The sequence below is a fragment of the Enterobacter cloacae complex sp. 2024EL-00214 genome, assembly GCF_043945575.1.
GTDB classification, from domain to species: domain Bacteria; phylum Pseudomonadota; class Gammaproteobacteria; order Enterobacterales; family Enterobacteriaceae; genus Enterobacter; species Enterobacter cloacae_P.
The window spans coordinates 91,073-111,043 of sequence record NZ_JBIMRC010000011.1 but is presented as its reverse complement, the minus strand read 5'-3'; the positions used below and the strand labels follow the sequence as shown (position 1 = coordinate 111,043).

General features: G+C 53.8%; 19 protein-coding genes. 15 read left to right on the top strand and 4 right to left on the bottom strand.

Features of this window, described 5'->3' with window-relative positions:
• Nucleotides 1–212: 212 nt before the first annotated feature.
• The 3 genes from glnH (at nucleotide 213) to glnQ (ending at nucleotide 2,421) form a co-directional block, all read left to right on the top strand.
• A complete protein-coding gene (gene glnH, locus ACHHZ6_RS13935; RefSeq protein ID WP_182274224.1) occupies nucleotides 213–956 on the top strand; it encodes a glutamine ABC transporter substrate-binding protein GlnH in 744 nt (247 codons plus the stop codon).
• 86 nt (nucleotides 957–1,042) lie between these two features.
• Nucleotides 1,043–1,702 carry a glutamine ABC transporter permease GlnP gene (glnP, locus tag ACHHZ6_RS13930; protein ID WP_182274223.1) on the top strand — a complete coding sequence of 220 codons (660 nt, stop codon included), beginning with the start codon at nucleotides 1,043–1,045 and terminating at the stop codon, nucleotides 1,700–1,702.
• Complete coding sequence (gene glnQ, locus ACHHZ6_RS13925) at nucleotides 1,699–2,421, top strand: glutamine ABC transporter ATP-binding protein GlnQ (protein ID WP_014069454.1); 723 nt, start codon at nucleotides 1,699–1,701, stop codon at nucleotides 2,419–2,421. The genes glnP and glnQ overlap by 4 nt, the downstream gene beginning before the upstream one ends.
• Nucleotides 2,422–2,566: 145 nt before the next feature.
• Here the strand turns inward: glnQ and rlmF are convergent, their stop codons facing one another.
• Nucleotides 2,567–3,478 carry a 23S rRNA (adenine(1618)-N(6))-methyltransferase RlmF gene (gene rlmF, locus ACHHZ6_RS13920; protein WP_182274222.1) on the bottom strand — a complete coding sequence of 304 codons (912 nt, stop codon included), beginning with the start codon at nucleotides 3,476–3,478 and terminating at the stop codon, nucleotides 2,567–2,569.
• A gap of 242 nt (nucleotides 3,479–3,720) precedes the next feature.
• Here rlmF and mcbA point away from each other — a divergent pair, with 242 nt between their 5' ends.
• From mcbA to ybiJ, 3 genes are all read left to right on the top strand, one after another.
• Nucleotides 3,721–3,987 carry a DUF1471 family periplasmic protein McbA gene (mcbA, locus tag ACHHZ6_RS13915; RefSeq protein ID WP_182274221.1) on the top strand — a complete coding sequence of 89 codons (267 nt, stop codon included), beginning with the start codon at nucleotides 3,721–3,723 and terminating at the stop codon, nucleotides 3,985–3,987.
• Nucleotides 3,988–4,094: 107 nt separating this feature from the next.
• Nucleotides 4,095–4,361, top strand: a complete 267-nt coding sequence (locus ACHHZ6_RS13910) for a DksA/TraR family C4-type zinc finger protein (protein ID WP_395122416.1) — start codon at nucleotides 4,095–4,097, stop codon at nucleotides 4,359–4,361.
• Between the two features lie 282 nt (nucleotides 4,362–4,643).
• A complete protein-coding gene (gene ybiJ, locus ACHHZ6_RS13905) occupies nucleotides 4,644–4,904 on the top strand; it encodes a DUF1471 family protein YbiJ (protein ID WP_182274219.1) in 261 nt (86 codons plus the stop codon).
• A gap of 115 nt (nucleotides 4,905–5,019) precedes the next feature.
• On the opposite strand, the gene ybiB is transcribed toward ybiJ, so the two are convergent.
• The gene (ybiB, locus tag ACHHZ6_RS13900) at nucleotides 5,020–5,982 is read right to left on the bottom strand and encodes a DNA-binding protein YbiB (RefSeq protein ID WP_182919651.1); all 963 of its coding nucleotides are present in this window, start codon (nucleotides 5,980–5,982) and stop codon (nucleotides 5,020–5,022) included.
• Between the two features lie 248 nt (nucleotides 5,983–6,230).
• Between ybiB and ACHHZ6_RS13895 the strand changes: the two genes are divergently transcribed.
• From ACHHZ6_RS13895 to ACHHZ6_RS13875, 5 genes are all read left to right on the top strand, one after another.
• Nucleotides 6,231–6,767 carry a fimbrial protein gene (locus ACHHZ6_RS13895; protein ID WP_182274217.1) on the top strand — a complete coding sequence of 179 codons (537 nt, stop codon included), beginning with the start codon at nucleotides 6,231–6,233 and terminating at the stop codon, nucleotides 6,765–6,767.
• 68 nt (nucleotides 6,768–6,835) lie between these two features.
• Complete coding sequence (locus tag ACHHZ6_RS13890) at nucleotides 6,836–7,510, top strand: molecular chaperone (RefSeq protein ID WP_182274216.1); 675 nt, start codon at nucleotides 6,836–6,838, stop codon at nucleotides 7,508–7,510.
• 31 nt (nucleotides 7,511–7,541) lie between these two features.
• Nucleotides 7,542–10,085 carry a fimbria/pilus outer membrane usher protein gene (locus ACHHZ6_RS13885; protein ID WP_182274215.1) on the top strand — a complete coding sequence of 848 codons (2,544 nt, stop codon included), beginning with the start codon at nucleotides 7,542–7,544 and terminating at the stop codon, nucleotides 10,083–10,085.
• Nucleotides 10,086–10,107: 22 nt separating this feature from the next.
• A complete protein-coding gene (locus ACHHZ6_RS13880) occupies nucleotides 10,108–11,094 on the top strand; it encodes a fimbrial protein (RefSeq protein ID WP_182274214.1) in 987 nt (328 codons plus the stop codon).
• A complete protein-coding gene (locus ACHHZ6_RS13875) occupies nucleotides 11,091–11,594 on the top strand; it encodes a fimbrial protein (protein WP_182274213.1) in 504 nt (167 codons plus the stop codon). The genes ACHHZ6_RS13880 and ACHHZ6_RS13875 overlap by 4 nt, the downstream gene beginning before the upstream one ends.
• Here ACHHZ6_RS13875 and dinG read toward each other — a convergent pair.
• Nucleotides 11,581–13,758: an ATP-dependent DNA helicase DinG gene (gene dinG, locus ACHHZ6_RS13870; protein ID WP_395122412.1), complete on the bottom strand. Its 2,178-nt coding sequence runs from the start codon at nucleotides 13,756–13,758 to the stop codon at nucleotides 11,581–11,583. The genes ACHHZ6_RS13875 and dinG overlap by 14 nt on opposite strands.
• Nucleotides 13,759–13,855: 97 nt before the next feature.
• A complete protein-coding gene (rhlE, locus tag ACHHZ6_RS13865; RefSeq protein WP_182274211.1) occupies nucleotides 13,856–15,238 on the bottom strand; it encodes an ATP-dependent RNA helicase RhlE in 1,383 nt (460 codons plus the stop codon).
• Between the two features lie 208 nt (nucleotides 15,239–15,446).
• Here rhlE and cecR point away from each other — a divergent pair, with 208 nt between their 5' ends.
• Genes cecR through ACHHZ6_RS13845 form a run of 4 tightly spaced genes read left to right on the top strand, consistent with a single transcriptional unit; the run spans nucleotide 15,447 to nucleotide 19,971 of the window.
• Nucleotides 15,447–16,124 carry a transcriptional regulator CecR gene (gene cecR, locus ACHHZ6_RS13860; RefSeq protein ID WP_395122410.1) on the top strand — a complete coding sequence of 226 codons (678 nt, stop codon included), beginning with the start codon at nucleotides 15,447–15,449 and terminating at the stop codon, nucleotides 16,122–16,124.
• Entirely contained in the window at nucleotides 16,121–17,116 is a 996-nt protein-coding gene (gene hlyD, locus ACHHZ6_RS13855) for a secretion protein HlyD (protein ID WP_182919647.1), read from the top strand. The genes cecR and hlyD overlap by 4 nt, the downstream gene beginning before the upstream one ends.
• Nucleotides 17,109–18,848, top strand: a complete 1,740-nt coding sequence (locus tag ACHHZ6_RS13850; protein ID WP_395122408.1) for an ATP-binding cassette domain-containing protein — start codon at nucleotides 17,109–17,111, stop codon at nucleotides 18,846–18,848. Before hlyD ends, ACHHZ6_RS13850 begins: the two co-directional genes overlap by 8 nt.
• The gene (locus ACHHZ6_RS13845; RefSeq protein ID WP_182274207.1) at nucleotides 18,838–19,971 is read left to right on the top strand and encodes an ABC transporter permease; all 1,134 of its coding nucleotides are present in this window, start codon (nucleotides 18,838–18,840) and stop codon (nucleotides 19,969–19,971) included. Before ACHHZ6_RS13850 ends, ACHHZ6_RS13845 begins: the two co-directional genes overlap by 11 nt.

Sequence of the window (19,971 nt, the reverse complement as noted above, 5' to 3'; positions counted from 1 at the left end):
TTTGCGCTAAATAGCACCCCGTCAGTTGCGTCAAACGAAGCGCACCAAAATGGTGCTCCATCCTGGTGCAACAGAACATCATTGCCACATTTATTGTGCAATGCATGACACCATCCCCTTTGAAAAACAATGGCTTGTAAAGTTGGCACGATTTTTTCATTGTGCCTGTTGTTCTCGCAGGGGATCGCCCCGTGGATATAAAAGGAAATGCTATGAAGTCTGTATTAAAAGTTTCACTGGCTGCACTTACCCTGGCTTTTGCGGTGTCTTCTCAGGCTGCCGACAAACTGGTTGTAGCGACCGACACGGCGTTCGTTCCGTTTGAATTCAAACAGGGTGATAAATACGTTGGTTTTGATGTGGATCTGTGGGCTGCGGTAGCAAAAGAGCTCAAACTGGATTACACCCTGAAGCCTATGGATTTCAGCGGTATCATCCCGGCACTGCAAACCAAAAACGTTGATGTAGCACTGGCAGGCATCACCATTACTGAAGAACGCAAAAAAGCGATCGACTTCTCCGACGGCTACTACAAAAGCGGCCTGCTGGTGATGGTGAAAGCCGATAATAATGACGTAAAAAGCGTGAAAGACCTCGACGGTAAAGTGGTGGCAGTGAAGAGCGGCACGGGTTCCGTTGATTACGCGAAAGCTAACATCAAAACCAAAGACCTGCGTCAGTTCCCGAACATCGATAACGCCTACATGGAACTGGGCACCAACCGTGCTGACGCTGTTCTGCACGACACCCCTAACATCCTGTACTTCATCAAAACAGCAGGTAACGGCAAGTTCAAAGCGGTAGGTGAATCTCTGGAAGCACAGCAGTACGGTATTGCGTTCCCGAAAGGCAGCGACGATCTGCGTACCAAAGTTAACGGCGCGCTGAAAACCCTGAAAGAGAACGGCACGTACAACGAAATCTACAAAAAATGGTTCGGTACCGAGCCTAAATAATTATTCTTAAAAAAATAATGTTCACTCGGGGGCGACCTTTCGCCCCTGATATTTTTGAAACACGGTAACAGTAACAGGAAACTATCATGCAGTTTGACTGGAGCGCCATCTGGCCTGCCATTCCTATCTTGCTTGAAGGCGCTAAAATGACCCTGTGGATTTCGGTCCTCGGTCTGGTTGGTGGGTTGATTATCGGTCTTGTCGCCGGTTTCGCCCGCACCTACGGCGGCTGGATTGCAAACCACATCGCACTGGTTTTCATCGAAGTGATCCGCGGCACCCCTATTGTCGTCCAGGTCATGTTCATCTATTTCGCCCTGCCAATGGCCTTTACTGACCTGCGCATTGACCCGTTCAGTGCCGCCGTCGTGACTATTATGATCAACTCCGGTGCCTACATCGCGGAAATTACCCGTGGTGCCGTTCTGTCGATTCATAAAGGTTTCAGCGAAGCTGGTCTGGCATTAGGCCTGTCCCGTCGCGAAACGATCCGCCACGTTATTCTGCCACTGGCGCTGCGCCGCATGCTGCCACCGCTGGGTAACCAATGGATCATCAGTATTAAAGATACGTCGCTGTTCATTGTTATCGGCGTTGCTGAACTGACCCGTCAGGGCCAGGAGATTATTGCGGGCAACTTCCGTGCACTGGAAATCTGGAGTGCGGTAGCCGTTGTCTACCTGGTCATCACTCTGGTTCTGAGCTTCGTTCTGCGTCGTCTTGAAAGAAGGATGAAAATCCTGTGATTGAATTTAAAAACGTTTCCAAGCACTTTGGCCCAACCCAGGTGCTGCACAATATCGATTTGAACATCAAACAGGGTGAAGTGGTGGTCATTATCGGGCCATCCGGCTCCGGTAAGTCCACTCTGCTACGCTGCATCAACAAGCTGGAAGAGATAACCAGCGGCGATCTGATCGTCGATGGTCTGAAGGTGAATGACCCGAAAGTGGATGACCGTCTGATTCGTCAGGAAGCGGGCATGGTGTTCCAGCAGTTCTACCTGTTCCCGCACCTCACGGCGCTGGAAAACGTGATGTTTGGCCCACTGCGCGTGCGCGGTGCCAACAAAGCGGCTGCAGAAGCGCTGGCAAAAGATCTGCTGGCCAAAGTTGGCCTGGCAGAACGTGCGCACCACTACCCTTCAGAGCTGTCCGGTGGTCAACAGCAGCGTGTGGCGATTGCCCGTGCGCTGGCAGTTAAACCGAAAATGATGCTGTTTGATGAGCCAACCTCGGCGCTCGACCCTGAATTGCGCCACGAAGTGCTGAAAGTCATGCAGGATCTGGCAGAGGAAGGAATGACGATGGTTATCGTCACCCACGAAATCGGCTTTGCTGAGAAGGTGGCTTCCCGTCTGATCTTTATTGATAAAGGTCGTATCGCGGAAGACGGTAATCCGCAAGAACTGATTGCAAACCCGCCAAGCCAGCGTTTGCAGGAGTTCCTGCAGCACGTGTCGTAATACGCCAACGTTCGAAAAAGCCGGGTATGCGAATGCAGAGCCCGGCTTTTTTTTCAGAGTGTTCTCTGGCGTATCGTTCACCACACAGCCGCCGTAAACCGGGGGAACAAGCCGGAGAGTGGCGACGCCTTCCCCGGTCTGCGGATTATTTACGACGTTTGTTATCGTCCATAAACGACCAGGCGATAAAGCGGCTCTGTTTCTGGCCTTGCGCCATCTCTTTCTTCACCACTTTCACCGCGCCAGCTTCGCTCAATGCACGGTAGAGTGGCGGCAGGTTATCGCCACGGGACACCAGGGTTGTAAACCATTTAACCTGACGGCCGAACGGTTTACTTTCTGCAATCATGCGCAGAATAAACGCTACTTCACCGCCCTCGCACCACAGCTCCTGCTGCTGGCCACCGAAGTTCAGCGCGGCATCTTCATCCTGACCCAGATTGCGACGCTTACGCTCGCTGCCCGCGCGGGCGGCAGCCGCTGAATCATGGAACGGCGGGTTGCACATTGTGGCATCGTACTGTTCATTCTTGTGAATAATGCCGTTGAAAATGGCATTCGCCTCTTTCTGCCTGCGCAGACGAATGGCCCGGCTTAGCCCCGCATTCGCGTTAACGATCGCCTGCGCGCTGGAAAATGCCTCTGCACCGATTTCACTGCCGGTAAAGCGCCAGTGATATTCATGGACACCGATCAACGGGTAAATCAGGTTCGCCCCGGTACCGATATCCAGCACGGTGGCCTGTTGCGGGATCACGCCGTCATGATCTTCTGCCAGGAGATCGGCAAGATGGTGGATATAATCGGCACGCCCCGGCACGGGCGGGCAGAGAAAGCCTTCCGGAATATCCCAGTGCGTGACACCGTAAAAATGCGCCAGCAGCGCTTTATTCAGCATTTTGACCGCCAGCGGGTCAGCAAAATTGACCGAAGGTTCACCGGCAGGCGTCTGCACAATGAAGTCCTGCAGCGGAGGACAGCTTTGGCACAGCGCCTTCATGTCGTAGCGGCTGCGGTGGCGATTTCGTGGGTGCAATCCCGGCTTTTGGGAAGTCATGGCATTCTCCTTTAAACAGCGGCGTAAGATACCCTTTGCAGACCCAGCGGTAAATATCTCTGTTCAATACGCAAAAACACGCCATAAATCAGCAACCTCTATGTCTATGATCTGTCAATAAATTGACAACTATTATTGTTCAAAAAATAAGCAGATCATCATCAAATTTTTGCGCTAAATCACACTCTCCAGGCTTCTAAACTTAAGGTGAGTCACCCGTTGTTTCCCCTGAGGATGTGATTATGAAAAAGTATCTGACCCTTGTTGTTATCGCTGGTGCACTTGCAACAGTATCATTCTCCGCCTGGTCAGTTCAGTCTCTGACAAACAGCACGGATACCAGTCAATTGCGACCTGCAGGCTCGGTTTCTGTCAGCAATGCGAGCAACCTTGACGACCTACAGGATAAGCTGGCTGAAAAAGCACGTGAGCAGGGTGCGAAAGGATTTGTGGTGAACTCCGCCGGAGGGGATAACCATATGTATGGTACCGCCACTATCTATAAATAAGCGCCTTCCTGCCATCAGACTGCATCTGCCTGCCAGATGCAGTTTCTCTTTTCTCGCTCCCCGGTTGTATAATTTTTAATCCCATCTGACTTACACAGGAGGATGCAATGGCTTCCGGTTGGGCAAATGACGACGCCGTTAACGAACAAATCAACAGTACAATTGAAGATGCAGTTGCTCGCGCTCGTGGTGAAATACCACACGGCGAAAGTTTATATGAATGTGAGGAATGCGGAGATCCTATCCCGGAGGCTCGCCGTAAAGCCATTCCTGGCGTGCGGTTATGCATTGCCTGCCAACAGGATAAAGATTCAAAAAACTTATCATATGCGGGATATAATCGCAGAGGTTCAAAGGACAGCCAGTTACGTTGACTTTCCTTTACCTAAGTAAACCCTCTGAGTTGTTTCCTTTACGCTCACGATTTTTAGCTGAACACGTAGCAAAATGTGCCCTTCTCCATCGCTCTGTAAAGTGCAGCAACAAGAAGTGTAAATTACACTCCCGAATTTATTAATATTCAATAAGTTATTTGTCATTCAGTTTTTTTGACCGACCACGTCAATTCTCTTCGATTTTCTCTGGTGAAAAAAAGCGTGATACTCATCACATCGACGGAACACCGTCCCCTAACAGAAACCTGCGAGAGATTAACAATGAAAACCATCAAATATGCTGTTGCTGCTGTTGCCCTGTCTGCTCTTTCTTTTGGCGTATTCGCTGCAGAGCCTGTCTCTTCTGCCCAGGCGCAGAGCATGAATAAAATCGGTGTGGTGAGTGCAGAAGGCGCAACCACGCTGGACGGTCTGGAAGCCAAACTGGCTGAGAAAGCCGCGGCTGCGGGTGCAAGTGGTTATACCATCACTTCCGCAAACAACGGCAACAAGCTGAGCGGTACCGCGGTTATCTATAAATAACCGAACGCATTATGCTCCACCCTCACCGAACCCTCTGGTGAGATGCTCCAACCCTCATTGACCCTGTTTGTTACCCTTGCTTGCCCGTCCGCCACTGGACGGGCTTTTTTTTTGCCTAAAACGCGCGTTCTACACGCTGCATACCAGCCTCGACCGTTTCCACTTCCCCGGTGGCCAACAGGCAGCAAGCCATCTGCAGTTTAATCGAGTGCGGAACGGGAACATGGCCGGCAAGACATTGCTCAATCCATTGTGCAGTTGAGTGGGGATCTTTTACCTGCGGCAGAATGACGTCAGTATTCTCTTCCCCACGCTCAAGCACAGCGCGAGTGCCCGCAGCATCGATAAGCATCAGTTGCGGACAACGCAGCGGATTGGCGTACACCTCCCCTTCCGTGCCATGCATCAGTAAGGCTCTGCCACCGATATCCTCAAAAAATTTCCCGACGCGGGTCACATACTCAGGGTGTGACACGCTGGAAAGACGCAGCGCGGCATCTTCAGCAAACGGCGTCACCAGTTTCGCCAGCGTGTGCGCACTGTTACGCACGCCCATACGCCAGCGCATATCCAGCTGCTTTTCCAGCGGCGGGCAAAGCGCTTTGATAGGGATATAGACCGGTTGATGCCCATCCAGCTTCGCCTGCGCCTGTCCGGCATGCAGGGTGGGCTCGATACCCAACATGTCAAATATGGTCTCCGTCAGCACGCGGGTTGGATCTTCACTGACGCCATGCACCACCACCGGGAACCCGAGCTTGTGCAACAAAATTGCCAACAGCGGCGTCAGGTTCGCCAGCTTGCGCGCACCGTTATAGGTCGGAATAACGATCGGCATCGGTTTGGCCACAGGCGGCGTTAAGCGCAGGGTTTGTGCCTGCATCGCCTCATAAAAGCCTCGCATTTCAGCCTCACCTTCCCCCTTGATACGCAGCGCAATCAGAATGCCGCCCAGCTCCAGCTCGGGTACATCACCGTTCAGCATGTGGGTATACAGTGTACGTGCAGTTTCATGGTCCAGGTCGCGGGCATGATTTTTTCCGCGCCCTACCTCTTTGATAATTTTGCGGTAATCCACGACATCTCTCCTTACGGCATCATCTTGTTAACAATATAGCCCTGATGAAGACCTGGCCGATAGTATTTTATCAACACACTGAAATGATAAGAAAAAGCCAAACACAAGCAGAATTTAAATTATTTGTGATTTCTACAGAAGATTCTTAGACATGCATTTTTTGATTAAATAACCAGCGGAAAGTCATTGAGCGTCAACGGTGACAACGTCCAGGCAACGTTGTCACCCGACATACACCAGGATTTAATATGAACAAGGTCGCTTTAGGGTTATTTATCGCTGCAACGGTGGGATGTTCTGCATCTGCATTTGCGGCAACAAATGGTGAAGGTCAAATTAACTTTACTGGCGAAATCATTGATTCCGCATGTCAGGTCGTTAATGGGTTAAGTAATCCGCTGAATGTCCAGCTTGGCAAAGTATCTAAAACGGTATTTACCGGCGCAGGCTCCACCAGCACATTAACGAAGTTTGATATCCAGTTAACAAATTGTCCGGAAACGGTGACATCTGCTGCCATTAATTTTGGTGGTACACCAGATGCTAACAATAATTCTACTCTGGCATTATCGCCAGATGTGGATGCGGCAACAGGTGTTGCTATTCAGTTGGTTGATTCAGCAGAGCAGCCAGTGAGTTTATATACACCTTCCCAGCAATATCCGTTAGCGTCAGGTACGACCGTCAATAATCTGGAGTTCGGTGCGCGTTATATTCAGACTCAGGCTGCAGTGACTGCTGGCCCGGCTAACTCTGTTTCAACCTTCACCGTCATTTATAACTGATATTATCAATTCAGAGATATTAGCACTGTTCAGGGGCTGATATCTCTTATTTTTTTTGAGAAATATTTATGCGTCACGGTTATTTACTGAGTACTCTTTTACTGGTCGCAGCCACTGCACATGCAGGTGTCATTATCAATGGCACACGGCTGGTTTACCAGGGAGATAAAAAGGAATCATCTCTTGGTCTTTCAAACCCAGATACAACGGATTATCTGGTGCAGTCCTGGGTTGATTCTGGTGGTAAAAACCGGGCCAAAGCCCCCTTTCTGATTACTCCGCCTCTGTTTCGTCTGGATGCAAAAGAAGATAATGTTTTGCGCGTTGTGCGTACAGGTGGGAATTTACCGGAAGATCGCGAGTCGCTGTACTGGTTAAATATCAAAGCCATTCCCTCTTCAAAACATGTTGAAGGGATGAATACCCTGCAAATCGCCATCAACACCCGCATTAAATTGTTGTATCGCCCCTCCTCGATTCAGGGTAAGCCGGAAGATGTGGCAGATAAACTGGAATGGCATCGCGAAGGCAATGATCTGGTGGTCAATAACCCAACGCCTTTTTATATGAACTTCCAGAGCGTCACGCTGAATGGACAAAAAGTGAAAAAAGCAACCTGGGCCGTCCCGAAGACAGAAACACATTTTCCCCTTCCAGCGAATATGGGTGGGAATACCGTCGCATGGTCAATTATTACCGATTACGGCAGCATCAGCCACACCTGGTCTACATCACTCCATTAATCACTCTGTAAGCCGGTAATGTTAAATAATCATGTATAGCAATAACAAGCCTTGCACTTGCCAGATATTCTCATTGCTGCTCCTGTTGTGGGTGCTGGCAATGGCTATCTTTGCATCGCAAGTCCAGGCTGATGATTATTTTAACCCGGCATTACTGGATATTGACAATCCTCAACAGACCAGGACCGATCTGTCTGTTTATGAGAAAGGCCCGGGACAAGCACCAGGGAAATATCAGGTTTCGGTCTTTATCAATAATAATAAAATTGACACGCGCAATGTCACATTTAGATTACGAAAGGACAGTAGCGGAAATAATTCACTCCAGCCTTGCTTTACTTCGGATGAGTTAAAAAGCCTCGGAATTAAAATCAAAAAGTACCCCCGGTTAATGGCCAAAGGCCAGTGCGCAGACTTAAACGCGATCCCAGGGGCGTCCGCCACCTTTCATGTTCGTAACCAGCAGTTACTGCTCAGCATTCCACAAATCGCACTGGGTAAAGTTCCACGTGGCTATATTGACCCAAAAGAGTTCGATGAAGGGATCACTGCCGGCCTGCTCAATTACAGTGCGACAGCAAGCCAAAGCCATGCGCGTCAGCAGGGTGAGGAAGATACCAGCAGCCAGTATGTGAATCTCCGGCCTGGCCTTAACATTGGCGCATGGCGGCTGAGAAATTACTCGACATGGAACCGCAGCACCACGGGTAAAGAAGAAGAGCAAAAGTTCTCGTCCGTTTATACCTACGCCCAGCGCGATATTGTGGCGATGAAAAGCAGTTTGACGGTCGGGCAAAGCTCTTCTCCGGCTGACGTTTTTGACAGCGTACCCTACACCGGCGTACAGCTTAATTCCGACAGTGACATGCTCCCGGACAGCGAGAAAGGCTACGCGCCGATTATTCGCGGTACCGCACACAGTAATGCGCTGGTGATGGTGCGTCAGAACGGTTACATCATTTATCAAAATACCGTGGCTCCCGGGGCATTTGAAATTAACGATCTCTACCCAACCGGCAGCAGCGGCGACCTTCAGGTGACGGTGAAAGAAACCGACGGTAGCGAAAGCCATTTCGTGGTGCCCTACGCCTCCGTACCGGTGCTGCAACGTGAACATAACCTGCGCTATAGCGTCACTGCCGGTCGTTATCGCTCGTACGACAGCGACGTAGAGAAAACTCCGTTCGCCCAGGGCAGCGCTATCTATGGTTTACCCTACGGTTTTACGGCCTATGGCGGCGTGCAGCAGAGCAGCCATTACCAGTCGCAGGCCATCGGTGCCGGTAAAAACATGGGCGATCTTGGCGCTTTTTCAATCGACGTTACGCGTGCAAAAGCCTTGCTGAAAAAGCAGCAGGCCAGTAAAGGTCAGTCCTGGCGCGTACGTTACAGCAAAGATTTCGCAGGGTCTGGCACCAACTTCTCTCTGGCGGGCTATCGCTATAACAGTAAAGGTTTCTATACCCTGGAAGACACGATGGAGTCGTACACCCGCTCAGACGACTGGTCTGCCCCCCAGCAGCGTCGCGCGCGCACAGAGGCCACCATCGACCAGACGCTTGGTGAAGGCTGGGGATCGGTGACGCTAAGCCTGGTCAAAGAGACCTACTGGAGCCAGAGCCAGGACATGACCTCCATGAGCGTCAGTTACAACAACAGCTGGCACGGCGTGAGCTACAGCCTGAGCTACAGCATGAACAAGAATACTAACGACAGCGATGAAGATGGGGAGTCCGTCACCAACGACAACCAGCTTTCCCTGAGTGTCTCCGTACCGCTGGATCACTGGATGCACAACACCTGGGCGACGTACAACCTGAACAACACCAAAGAGGGTACCACGCAGAACATTGGCCTGAATGGCACGGCCCTGCAGGAAGACAATCTTAACTGGAATATTCAGGAAGGGCTGAGCACAACCGGCAGCGGTAGCTCCACCAGCATGAATGCCGACTATAAGGCCACCTATGGCGAAGTGAGTGGTGGCATCAGTCAGGATAAATATCAGCGTACCGTCAACATGGGTCTGCAGGGTGGCGTTGTGGCACATGCCAACGGTATCACGCTAAGCCAGCCGCTTGGGGAAACCATCGCCCTGGTGAAAGCACCCGGTACACATGGTACCCATATCACCAACCAGACGGGCGTCGAGACCGATTTCCGTGGCTATACCGTCGTGCCATTTGTCACAGCCTATCGTCATAACACCATTGCGCTGGATACCGAAACGCTACCAGACGATGCCGACGTGACCCACGCCGCGCAGATTGTTACCCCAACACGCGGTGCCGTGGTGCGGGCCAGCTTCAACACTCGCGTGGGGCGTCGGGTACTGATGACGTTGACGCAAAACGGTAAACCGCTGCCCTTTGGCGCAACGGTCACCACCGACGATAAGGACAGCGAGTTTATTGTTGGCAACGACGGCCAGACTTACCTCTCCGGTTTACCTCAGCACGGAAAACTCTCCGTTAACTGGGGACAAGGTGCCAGCGAGCATTGCGTCGCTGAATACGCGCTAACGGATGAGAAAGATAAAACCAGCATCATTAATGCTGCCGCGCAGTGTCAGTGATCCACCGTTCAGGCTAAATATTATGCAATTGATTAAGCAATGCTTTTTTTTACTGATTCTGGGAACTGCAGCGTTATTTATGCCGCATGCGAAAGCGACCTGTACCACTCCGGATATGCCGAAAATGATTAACGTCGCCTCGATTTCGGTCTCCACAACGCTGGCTGTAGGGGCCATCATTCCCGGTTCGGAACAGACAGTGCATGTGGCGGGAAACTGCGATCAAAACATCGATAGTGGTCTGGAAATTGTCTCCTGCTATTACGGCACGGGTGCGGAAATCCCGGGCATGACTGGCGTTTATGACTCGGGCGTACCTGGCATTGGCATCGCGTTGATGAACGACAAGGGCCAGCGCATCAGTGGTGCGGGTGGCGTACAGTGTGATTCTCGCGGCACCCCCATTGGCTACGTCTCCAGCGACGGGCAGCAATCCTTCAGTTTTGACGTCACACTTGAGCTGGTGAAAACCAGCAATGAGATCGCATCAGGAATGTTGGCTCAGGCACAAACCCAGTTTGGTATTGGCGTATTTGGCCATGAGGGGATTGGCGAACCCAACGTTATCTCCTACGCAGGGAATGTCACATTTAACGAAGTGACCTGCTCGGTATCGCCAAAAAGCCTGACGATCACGTTAGGTGATTTCCCGGTCAGCGATTTTACAGGCACCGGCACGCTGACACCCGGTAAAACGTTTTATGTTGACGTCAATTGCACCGACACCGTTCAGCCTGAAGCGATGGTGACGAGTGCGAATGGCTACGAGACAGATTTTCCTGGCGTTATCAAACTGACCCCAGAAACTGGTGTCGCAACCGGGGTGGGAGTTCGTATGTTATATGATGGCGAAGTCCCTGTTTTCGGTACCTACAGGGACACCGCCGCAGTGGCACAGGCCAACCAGACGCTGGAGATCCCCTTCGAAGTGGCTTATGAGCAGATAGCCGCCGACGTAACCCCTGGCACTGCCAACAGCATTGCCACCATTACACTGGGCTATAAATGAAAAAGTATCTTCTGATTTTGCTTTTTGGCCTGGCGTATAACGCTATTGCGGACGATATTCAGGTAGAGATGCGGGGGAACATCTTCGCGAACACCTGCTCCGTAGACAGTGCCAGCCAAAATTTAACGGTCGATCTCGGCCAGGCGACGTCCGGGGATTTTAAAGACATCGGTGACACGGGAGTCTGGAAAAACGTTGATCTGACGCTCTCGAAATGCCCGGTCACCACAACGCTTGCCACCGCCACGTTTCACGGACAGGCAGACGGAGCACACCCGACAAAATTTGCGAATACCGGCACAGCTGGCGGTCTGGCTCTCGAACTGGCCGATCGCCCGGATAAAATGCTTATCGCCCCGGAGGCCAGTTTTAGCGTGCTGATTAATCAAAGCGATCATACGGCAGACTTCCCCTTAGCTGCGCGTTATTACGCCACCTCGATGCCCGTCACTGCCGGCACATTCAACAGCATCGTACAGGTGACCTTTACTTACCAGTAGGGCTGCGCCCCCTGGTACGGATGCTTTTTTTACGCCCCGCAGCCCGTTGTGCCGGGCGTTTTTTCACCTCAGGCACCTCCGGTTGCTCGATGGGGAAAACGGGCAACGCATTCAATAACCGCTGACCGTAGTTTTTGGTAAGCAACCGTTTATCATAAATCACCACCTCTCCCCAGCAGCCGTGGCTACGGATCAGACGCCCCACCTGTTGAATCAGGTTAAACGACGCAGCGGGCAGACTTTGCACCTCAAACGGATAGCGATTCAGGCTTTTCAGCCACTCTCCTTCGGTGATCACCACCGGGCTGTCGATGGGCGGGAAGGCTATCTTGTGGATATGTACCTGAGTGAGGTAATCCCCCTTCAGATCCAGACCTTCGGCGAAAGACTGCAACCCCACCAGCACACTGCGCTCACCGTTATCAATGCGTTTGCGGTGTAACTCCACCAGCCGGTAGCGCGGCTGGTCGCCCTGAACAAGCAGGAGTAAACGCAGGTCGGTGACGTGTTCCAGAAAACGCTGCATCGCACGTCCGCTGGCAAACAACACCAGCATGCCAGGGTATTTTTTGCTCTCTACCTGTTCGCGAAAATAGGCCGCCATCTCAGCAATGTGCTGCTCTTCGTTGTCGATAAGCGGCTCGTACTTCATACGCGGGATCACCAGCTTACCCTGCTCGCAGTGATTAAACGGTGAGTCCAGCGCCACAAAGCGGTCGCCAGCTTTTTCTCTCAGACCACTCATCTCCTGCAAACGGGAGAAGCTGTTCAGGGAGCGCAGCGTCGCAGAGGTCACCACCACATGTGGTACGCTGCGCCAGATGAGCTTTTCCAACTGGTCGGCCACGCGAATGCCCACGCAGTGGAAGAAAAGATGTACCTGCCCGTCTTTCGCTTCACGGGTAGCCCATTTGGTGACCGGTGCGCCGGAGGCCTGTGCCATGGAGGCCAGTCGCCAGAGCTTGCTTTGCGCTTCGAACATGCCGAGTGCGCGGTTCATCTGCAACAACACGCGATGCAGACGCACCACGTCATGGGTGCCCGTTTTCTCACTGAGATCGTTTAAGAACATCTCCGCCAGCCCGCGCAGCTTTTCAAGATGCTTTGCCAGCTGCTGGCAAATCTCCATCACCTCTTCCGGCAGTTCGCCCATGGCAAAGCGGTGCTCCGCTTCCTGCGTCGCCGGAAGGTAAAGGTTCAGGATATTGTTCAGTGACGAAATGAGCGTGTACACCTCTTCACAGTGCTCGCTCAGCCGCTCAGGCACCGCCAGCGGCGGCGTGGTTTTCGGGCGGAACTGCTCCATGCAGGTTGCCACCAGCTTGCAGAACAGGTCGAGCTGTAGATGGAACCACGGGGCGGTAATTTCAGCGCTCATCTCCAGCGCATCCCGCGCCACATCAGGCAGATGATGGCCTTCATCGAGCACCAGCAACAAGTTTTTGGGTTCCGGCAGGACCGCTTCACTCTCCAGCGCGGCCATGACCAGAGCATGGTTTGCCACCACCACTTCTGCTTCCTGAATTTCACGCCGTGCAACAAAAAACGGGCACTCACGATAGTAGTGACAGTTGCGGTTCAGACAACTGGCTTTATCAGTGCTGAGCCTGCGCCACAAGTCGTCGTCAATCGCCTGATCGGTATGATCGCGCAGTCCATCCCATTTGTAGCTGTCGAGATCGGCTTTCAGCTTCGCACACCGATCCTGTTCAGCCTTATTGTTTGGCGTCAGTTCATCATCGAGAAACGCCAGCAGATCCTGCTGGGTGGGTTCGCTACTGGCGAGCGCCGCCAGGTTGCGTGGGCAGACATAACGCCCGCGACCAAAAGCGGCGGTAAAACGCAGTTCGGGAATAATTTTGCGCAGCAGAGGCAAGTCTTTGCTGTAGATCTGATCCTGCAGCGCCACATTGGCGGTGCTGACCACCAGCGTCTTTTGTTCTTCCCGCGCAATGGCAATGCCCGGGATCAGATAGGAAAGGGTTTTCCCGACGCCCGTCGGTGCTTCAATCGCCAGATGTCGTCCGTCGTCTCCGGCAAGCGTTTTTGCCACGTCAGCAATCATCTGCCGCTGTGGCGCTCGGGGGATAAAATCGGGGATCTGTTGTTGTAGCGCCTTATACCAGGCACCAATTTGCGCTTTGAGCGCCGCGGTTAAAGCCATCGGAAAACCTGAAATACTGTATAAACAGCCACTATTGTGGCACTTTCTTTCCGTTGCCGCAAAAAGAAAAGCCCGGCTTTACTGCCGGGCTTCCAGATTACTGCGCGTTAGCAGGTTTACGCGGGCGGCGTCGGCGCTGCCCTTCCCCTGCCGGTTTCCCTTCACCACTGCGCCACGGGTTTTCACCCGCCGGTTTAGCATCGTTGTTACGACGCGGAGGTTTAGCGGATGATTTTGGCGCACCACCTTCAGAGCGACGCGGTTGCTGACCACGACCGCCGCCACCCTGACCGCGACCACCGCCCTGACGACCGTTCTGGATCGGCTCCGCTTTGATGGATGGATCCACTTCATAGCCCGGGGTTTCGATACGCGGGATCTCTTTTTTCAGCAGACGCTCAATGTCGCGCAACAGTTTGTGTTCATCGACACACACCAGAGAGAGCGCTTCACCGGTGGCCGCCGCGCGGCCGGTACGACCAATACGGTGTACGTAATCTTCCGGCACGTTTGGCAGCTCATAGTTCACCACGTGTGGCAGCTCTTCAATGTCCAGGCCACGCGCGGCAATGTCGGTGGCCACCAGCACGCGGATATCACCGGATTTGAAATCAGCCAGCGCGCGGGTACGTGCCCCCTGGCTCTTGTTGCCGTGGATCGCCGCACTGCGAATGCCGTCTTTGTTCAGCTGCTCTGCCAGGTGGTTTGCACCGTGCTTGGTACGGGTAAAGACCAGCACCTGCTGCCAGTTACCCTGGCCAATCATCTGGGAAAGCAGTTCCCGCTTACGCTTTTTATCAACAAAGTGTACGTGCTGCGTGACCTGCTCAGAGGCGGTGTTACGACGCGCTACTTCGATTTCCAGCGGGTTGTGCAGCAGCTTTTCAGCAAGTGCCTTGATGTCGTCGGAGAAGGTCGCAGAGAACAACAGGTTCTGACGACGCGGTGGCAGCTTAGCCAGCACGCGGCGGATATCGTGGATAAAGCCCATGTCCAGCATGCGGTCGGCTTCGTCCAGCACCAGAATTTCAATTTGATCCAGCTTCACCGCGTTTTGGTGTTCCAGATCCAGCAGACGGCCCGGCGTTGCCACCAGCACGTCCACACCACCACGCAATTTCATCATCTGCGGGTTGATGCTCACCCCACCGAAAACCACCAGCGAGCGAATGTTGAGATAGCGGCTGTACTCACGCACGTTCTCACCAATTTGCGCGGCCAGTTCACGGGTTGGCGTGAGGATCAGCGCCCGAACCGGACGGCGGCCTTTCGCGTGCGGCTGGTTTTTTACCAGCAGCTCTAACAGCGGCAGAGTAAAGCCTGCGGTTTTACCGGTACCGGTCTGAGCACTGGCCATCAGGTCGCGGCCTTCCAGCACGGCAGGGATCGCCTGCTTCTGGATCGGGGTTGGCTCGAGGTAACCCTGCTCTGCAATTGCACGCAGGATTTCCGGGTTCAGGCCAAGGGAATCAAAAGACATAAAAACTCCGAACCGCCCCGACCGTCACAGGTGTAGTTTTCAGGGAGATATAACGATAAAGGAGAGGACAAAAACCACAATGTCGCGAAGCAGCGGAGTGTAGCAGCTTTTGTGACGTGGCGCATAAAATATCCCTCAGCACGCCCTCGACGATACTGCGAATAAGGCATAATCTTAATCAATCGATTGATTAATTTTTAATGCCGTCATGAATATAACCCCGACCACCTCTAAAGGTGAACAGGCCAAAAGCCAGCTTATCGCCGCCGCACTGGCGCAGTTTGGTGAGTATGGGTTACATGCCACCACGCGTGATATCGCCGCGCAGGCCGGGCAGAACATTGCGACCATTACTTACTATTTTGGCTCAAAAGAGGATTTGTACCTCGCCTGCGCGCAGTCGATCGCCGATTTTATCGGCACGAATTTTCGCCCGCACATTGACGAGGCCTCCAGGCTGTTCAGTCAGCCGTCACCCGATCGTGCCGCTATTCGTCAGCTTATCCTCAATGCCTGTCACAATATGATCCGCCTGTTGACGCATGACGATACGCTGAACCTGAGTAAATTTATCTCCCGTGAGCAGCTCTCCCCCACTGCGGCCTATCAGCTGGTTCACGATCAGGTCATTGCCCCGATGCACACCCACCTGGCCCGGCTTATTGCGGCCTATACCGGGCGTGATGCCAACGATACAGAAACCATCTTGCATACCCACGCCCTGCTGGGCGAAGTGCTCGCCTTTCGTCTGGGGCGGGAAACTATCCTGCTACGTACTGGCTGGACACAATTTGATGAGGATAAAGCCGCGCAGATTAGCCAGGTCATCACCTGTCATCTCGATCTGATCCTGCAAGGCTTAACGCAAAGGAGCCTGAAGTCATGAAAAAACCTGTCGCCATCATTCTGGTGGTTGTTGTTCTGCTTGCCGCAGGTGTTGGTGGCTGGCTGTGGTATCAAAGCCATCAGGACAAAGGCCTGACGCTGTATGGCAATGTCGATATTCGTACCGTGAACATGAGCTTCCGCGTCGGTGGTCGTCTGGCGTCGCTCACCGTGGACGAAGGCGATACCATTAAAAGCGGGCAGATGCTGGGAATGCTGGACAAAGCGCCATACGAGAATGCGCTGATGCAGGCAAAGGCAGGGGTGTCTGTCGCTCAGGCGCAGTATGACCTGATGCTGGCAGGCTATCGCGATGAAGAGATTGCCCAGGCCGCCGCAGCCGTTAAACAGGCACAGGCGGCCTATGACTATGCGCAGAACTTCTATGCGCGTCAGCAAGGGTTGTGGAAAAGTCGCACGATTTCAGCCAATGACCTGGAAAATGCGCGTTCCTCCCGCGACCAGGCGCAGGCAACACTGAAATCCGCACAGGATAAATTAAGCCAGTACCATACCGGTAACCGCCCGCAGAATATTGCTCAGGCAAAAGCCAGCCTTGAACAGGCACAGGCTCAGCTGGCCCAGGCGGAACTGGATCTGCACGATACCACACTGGTTGCCCCCTCTGACGGCACGCTGATGACCCGCGCCGTGGAACCAGGCAGCATGTTAAGCGCGGGCAGTACCGTCTTAACACTGTCACTGACCCGTCCGGTGTGGGTACGCGCCTACATTGATGAACCCAGCCTCGGCCAGGTGCAGCCGGGCCGGGAGCTGCTGCTCTATACCGACGGTCGCCCGGACAAGCCGTATCACGGCATCGTCGGGTTTGTCTCCCCGACTGCCGAGTTCACGCCAAAAACCGTTGAAACACCGGATCTGCGTACCGCTCTGGTGTACCGCCTGCGCATCATCGTGACCGATGCCGACGACGCCCTGCGCCAGGGTATGCCGGTAACCGTAAAATTCAACGACGGGAAACGACATGAATGACACGGTTATCCAGCTCAACAATCTGGTAAAACGCTTCGCGGGCCTGGATAAACCGGCCGTTGCCCCGCTGAACTGTACCATCCAGAAAGGCTATGTGACCGGGCTGGTCGGCCCGGATGGTGCAGGCAAAACCACGCTGATGCGAATGCTGGCGGGGCTACTGAAGCCCGATGACGGCAGCGCCAGCGTGCTCGGCCTCGACCCCATCCACGACGACAGTGCGCTCCACGCCATACTGGGTTATATGCCACAAAAATTTGGTCTGTATGAAGACCTGACGGTGATGGAAAACCTGAATCTGTACGCCGACCTGCGCAGCGTTACCGGTGAAACCCGGCAAAAAACCTTCGCTCGTCTGCTGGAATTTACCTCACTTGGCCCATTCACTGGCCGGCTGGCAGGCAAGCTCTCTGGCGGGATGAAGCAGAAGCTGGGGCTGGCCTGTACGCTGGTGGGTGAGCCGAAGGTGCTGCTGCTGGATGAACCCGGCGTGGGTGTCGACCCGATTTCACGCCGCGAGCTGTGGCAGATGGTGCATGAACTGGCAGGTGACGGGATGCTGATCCTCTGGAGCACCTCTTATCTCGATGAAGCCGAGCAATGCCGCGACGTGCTGCTGATGAACGAAGGCGAACTGCTCTACCAGGGTGAACCCACAACGCTGACGCAAAGCATGGCCGGACGCAGCTTCCTGCTGCACAGCCCGCAGGAGTCCAACCGCAAGCTGCTGCAGCGGGTGCTCAGGCTACCGCTGGTCAGCGACGGGATGATTCAGGGCCGCTCCGTGCGCGTGATCCTCAAAAAAGGGGCCACGGCAGCGGATATTCGCCACGCACCGGGCATACCGGAAATAGACATTGAAGAGACAGCGCCACGCTTTGAAGATGCGTTTATCGATCTGCTGGGCGGCGCGGGCACATCGGAATCACCACTGGGCGCTATCCTGCATACGGTCGACGGTACGCCCGGTGAAACGGTGATCGAAGCGAAATCCCTCACGAAGAAGTTCGGCGATTTTGCTGCCACCGATAACGTCAATTTCGCCGTGAAGCGCGGTGAGATTTTTGGCCTGCTCGGCCCAAACGGGGCAGGAAAATCCACCACCTTTAAGATGATGTGTGGGCTGCTGGTGCCCACCTCTGGCAAAGCGCTGGTGCTGGATATGGATCTGAAGGTCAGCTCCGGTAAAGCGCGTCAGCATCTGGGTTATATGGCGCAGAAATTCTCGCTGTACGGCAACCTGACGGTCGAGCAAAACCTGCGCTTTTTCTCCGGCGTTTACGGCCTGCGCGGACGGGCGCAAAACGAGAAAATCAGCCGCATGTGTGAGGCCTTTGGCCTGTCGAACATAGCGTCCCACGCCACCGACGAACTGCCGCTTGGATTCAAACAGCGGCTGGCGCTGGCCTGCTCGCTGATGCATGAACCGGATATTCTGTTTCTCGATGAGCCGACCTCGGGCGTGGATCCCCTCACCCGTCGCGAGTTCTGGTTGCACATCAACAGCATGGTGGAAAAAGGGGTGACGGTGATGGTCACTACCCACTTCATGGATGAAGCGGAATACTGCGACCGCATCGGGCTGGTCTATCGCGGCAAACTGATTGCCCACGGTACACCGGACTCGCTCAAAACGCAGGCCGCAGACGACAGCCAGCCCGACCCAACGATGGAGCAGGCATTTATCACCCTCATCCACGACTGGGATAAGGAGCATACCGATGCGCAGTAACGCTATTTCGTGGCGCAGGGTGCGCGCATTGTGCGTCAAAGAGACACGCCAGATTGTGCGTGACCCCAGTAGCTGGCTGATTGCCGTGGTGATCCCCCTGATGCTGCTGTTTATCTTTGGCTACGGGATCAACCTTGATTCGAGCAAGCTGCGGGTGGGCATTTTACTGGAACAGCAGAGCAAAGAAGCGCTGGACTTCACCCATGCCATGACCGGATCCCCCTATATTGACGCCACCATCAGCGACAATCGCCAGGCGTTGATCCAGAAGATGCAGGCCGGGAAAATTCGTGGGCTGGTGGTGATCCCGGTAGATTTCGACGCCAATATGGCGCGGGCGAATACCGACGCCCCCATTCAGGTGATCACCGACGGTAGCGAGCCAAACACGGCTAATTTCGTGCAGGGTTATGTGGAAGGCATCTGGCAGCTCTGGCAAATGCAGCGAGCCGAGGACAGAGGCGAAACGTTTGAACCGCTGATCGACGTGCAGACACGTTACTGGTTTAACCCCGCCGCCATCAGCCAGCATTTTATTATTCCGGGCGCGGTCACCATCATCATGACGGTAATTGGCGCGATCCTCACCTCGCTGGTGATTGCCCGCGAGTGGGAGCGCGGCACAATGGAAGCGCTGCTCTCGACTGAAGTGACGCGGGCAGAGCTGCTGCTCTGCAAACTCATCCCCTACTACTTCCTCGGCATGCTGGCGATGCTGCTTTGCATGCTGGTGTCGGTATTTATCCTCGGTGTGCCGTATCGCGGCTCGCTGGTGCTGCTCTTTTTCATCACCAGCCTGTTTCTGCTGAGCACGCTGGGGATGGGGCTGCTCATCTCGACCGTGACCCGTAACCAGTTTAACGCCGCCCAGGTGGCGCTCAATGCCGCCTTTTTACCGTCGATTATGCTGTCCGGGTTTATCTTTCAGATAGACAGTATGCCCGCCGTGATCCGCGCGGTGACGTACATTATTCCGGCGCGTTACTTTGTGAGTACGTTGCAAAGCCTGTTCCTGGCGGGGAATATTCCGCTGGTGCTGATTATCAACACCCTGTTTCTGATGGCCTCGGCGACGATGTTCATTGGGTTGACGTGGGTGAAGACCAAACGGCGACTGGATTAA

What these genes read in the sequence shown, in the direction of transcription:
- ybiJ (WP_182274219.1), top strand. Translation starts at nt 4,644, where the DNA reads ATGAAAACCATCAAATATGCTGTTGCTGCTGTTGCCCTGTCTGCTCTT.
- ACHHZ6_RS13910 (WP_395122416.1), top strand. Translation starts at nt 4,095, where the DNA reads ATGGCTTCCGGTTGGGCAAATGACGACGCCGTTAACGAACAAATCAAC.
- glnP (WP_182274223.1), top strand. Translation starts at nt 1,043, where the DNA reads ATGCAGTTTGACTGGAGCGCCATCTGGCCTGCCATTCCTATCTTGCTT.
- glnH (WP_182274224.1), top strand. Translation starts at nt 213, where the DNA reads ATGAAGTCTGTATTAAAAGTTTCACTGGCTGCACTTACCCTGGCTTTT.
- hlyD (WP_182919647.1), top strand. Translation starts at nt 16,121, where the DNA reads ATGAAAAAACCTGTCGCCATCATTCTGGTGGTTGTTGTTCTGCTTGCC.
- ACHHZ6_RS13895 (WP_182274217.1), top strand. Translation starts at nt 6,231, where the DNA reads ATGAACAAGGTCGCTTTAGGGTTATTTATCGCTGCAACGGTGGGATGT.
- ACHHZ6_RS13890 (WP_182274216.1), top strand. Translation starts at nt 6,836, where the DNA reads ATGCGTCACGGTTATTTACTGAGTACTCTTTTACTGGTCGCAGCCACT.
- cecR (WP_395122410.1), top strand. Translation starts at nt 15,447, where the DNA reads ATGAATATAACCCCGACCACCTCTAAAGGTGAACAGGCCAAAAGCCAG.
- dinG (WP_395122412.1), bottom strand. Translation starts at nt 13,758, where the DNA reads ATGGCTTTAACCGCGGCGCTCAAAGCGCAAATTGGTGCCTGGTATAAG.
- ACHHZ6_RS13880 (WP_182274214.1), top strand. Translation starts at nt 10,108, where the DNA reads ATGCAATTGATTAAGCAATGCTTTTTTTTACTGATTCTGGGAACTGCA.
- ACHHZ6_RS13845 (WP_182274207.1), top strand. Translation starts at nt 18,838, where the DNA reads ATGCGCAGTAACGCTATTTCGTGGCGCAGGGTGCGCGCATTGTGCGTC.
- ACHHZ6_RS13850 (WP_395122408.1), top strand. Translation starts at nt 17,109, where the DNA reads ATGAATGACACGGTTATCCAGCTCAACAATCTGGTAAAACGCTTCGCG.
- rhlE (WP_182274211.1), bottom strand. Translation starts at nt 15,238, where the DNA reads ATGTCTTTTGATTCCCTTGGCCTGAACCCGGAAATCCTGCGTGCAATT.
- rlmF (WP_182274222.1), bottom strand. Translation starts at nt 3,478, where the DNA reads ATGACTTCCCAAAAGCCGGGATTGCACCCACGAAATCGCCACCGCAGC.
- ACHHZ6_RS13875 (WP_182274213.1), top strand. Translation starts at nt 11,091, where the DNA reads ATGAAAAAGTATCTTCTGATTTTGCTTTTTGGCCTGGCGTATAACGCT.
- ACHHZ6_RS13885 (WP_182274215.1), top strand. Translation starts at nt 7,542, where the DNA reads ATGTATAGCAATAACAAGCCTTGCACTTGCCAGATATTCTCATTGCTG.
- mcbA (WP_182274221.1), top strand. Translation starts at nt 3,721, where the DNA reads ATGAAAAAGTATCTGACCCTTGTTGTTATCGCTGGTGCACTTGCAACA.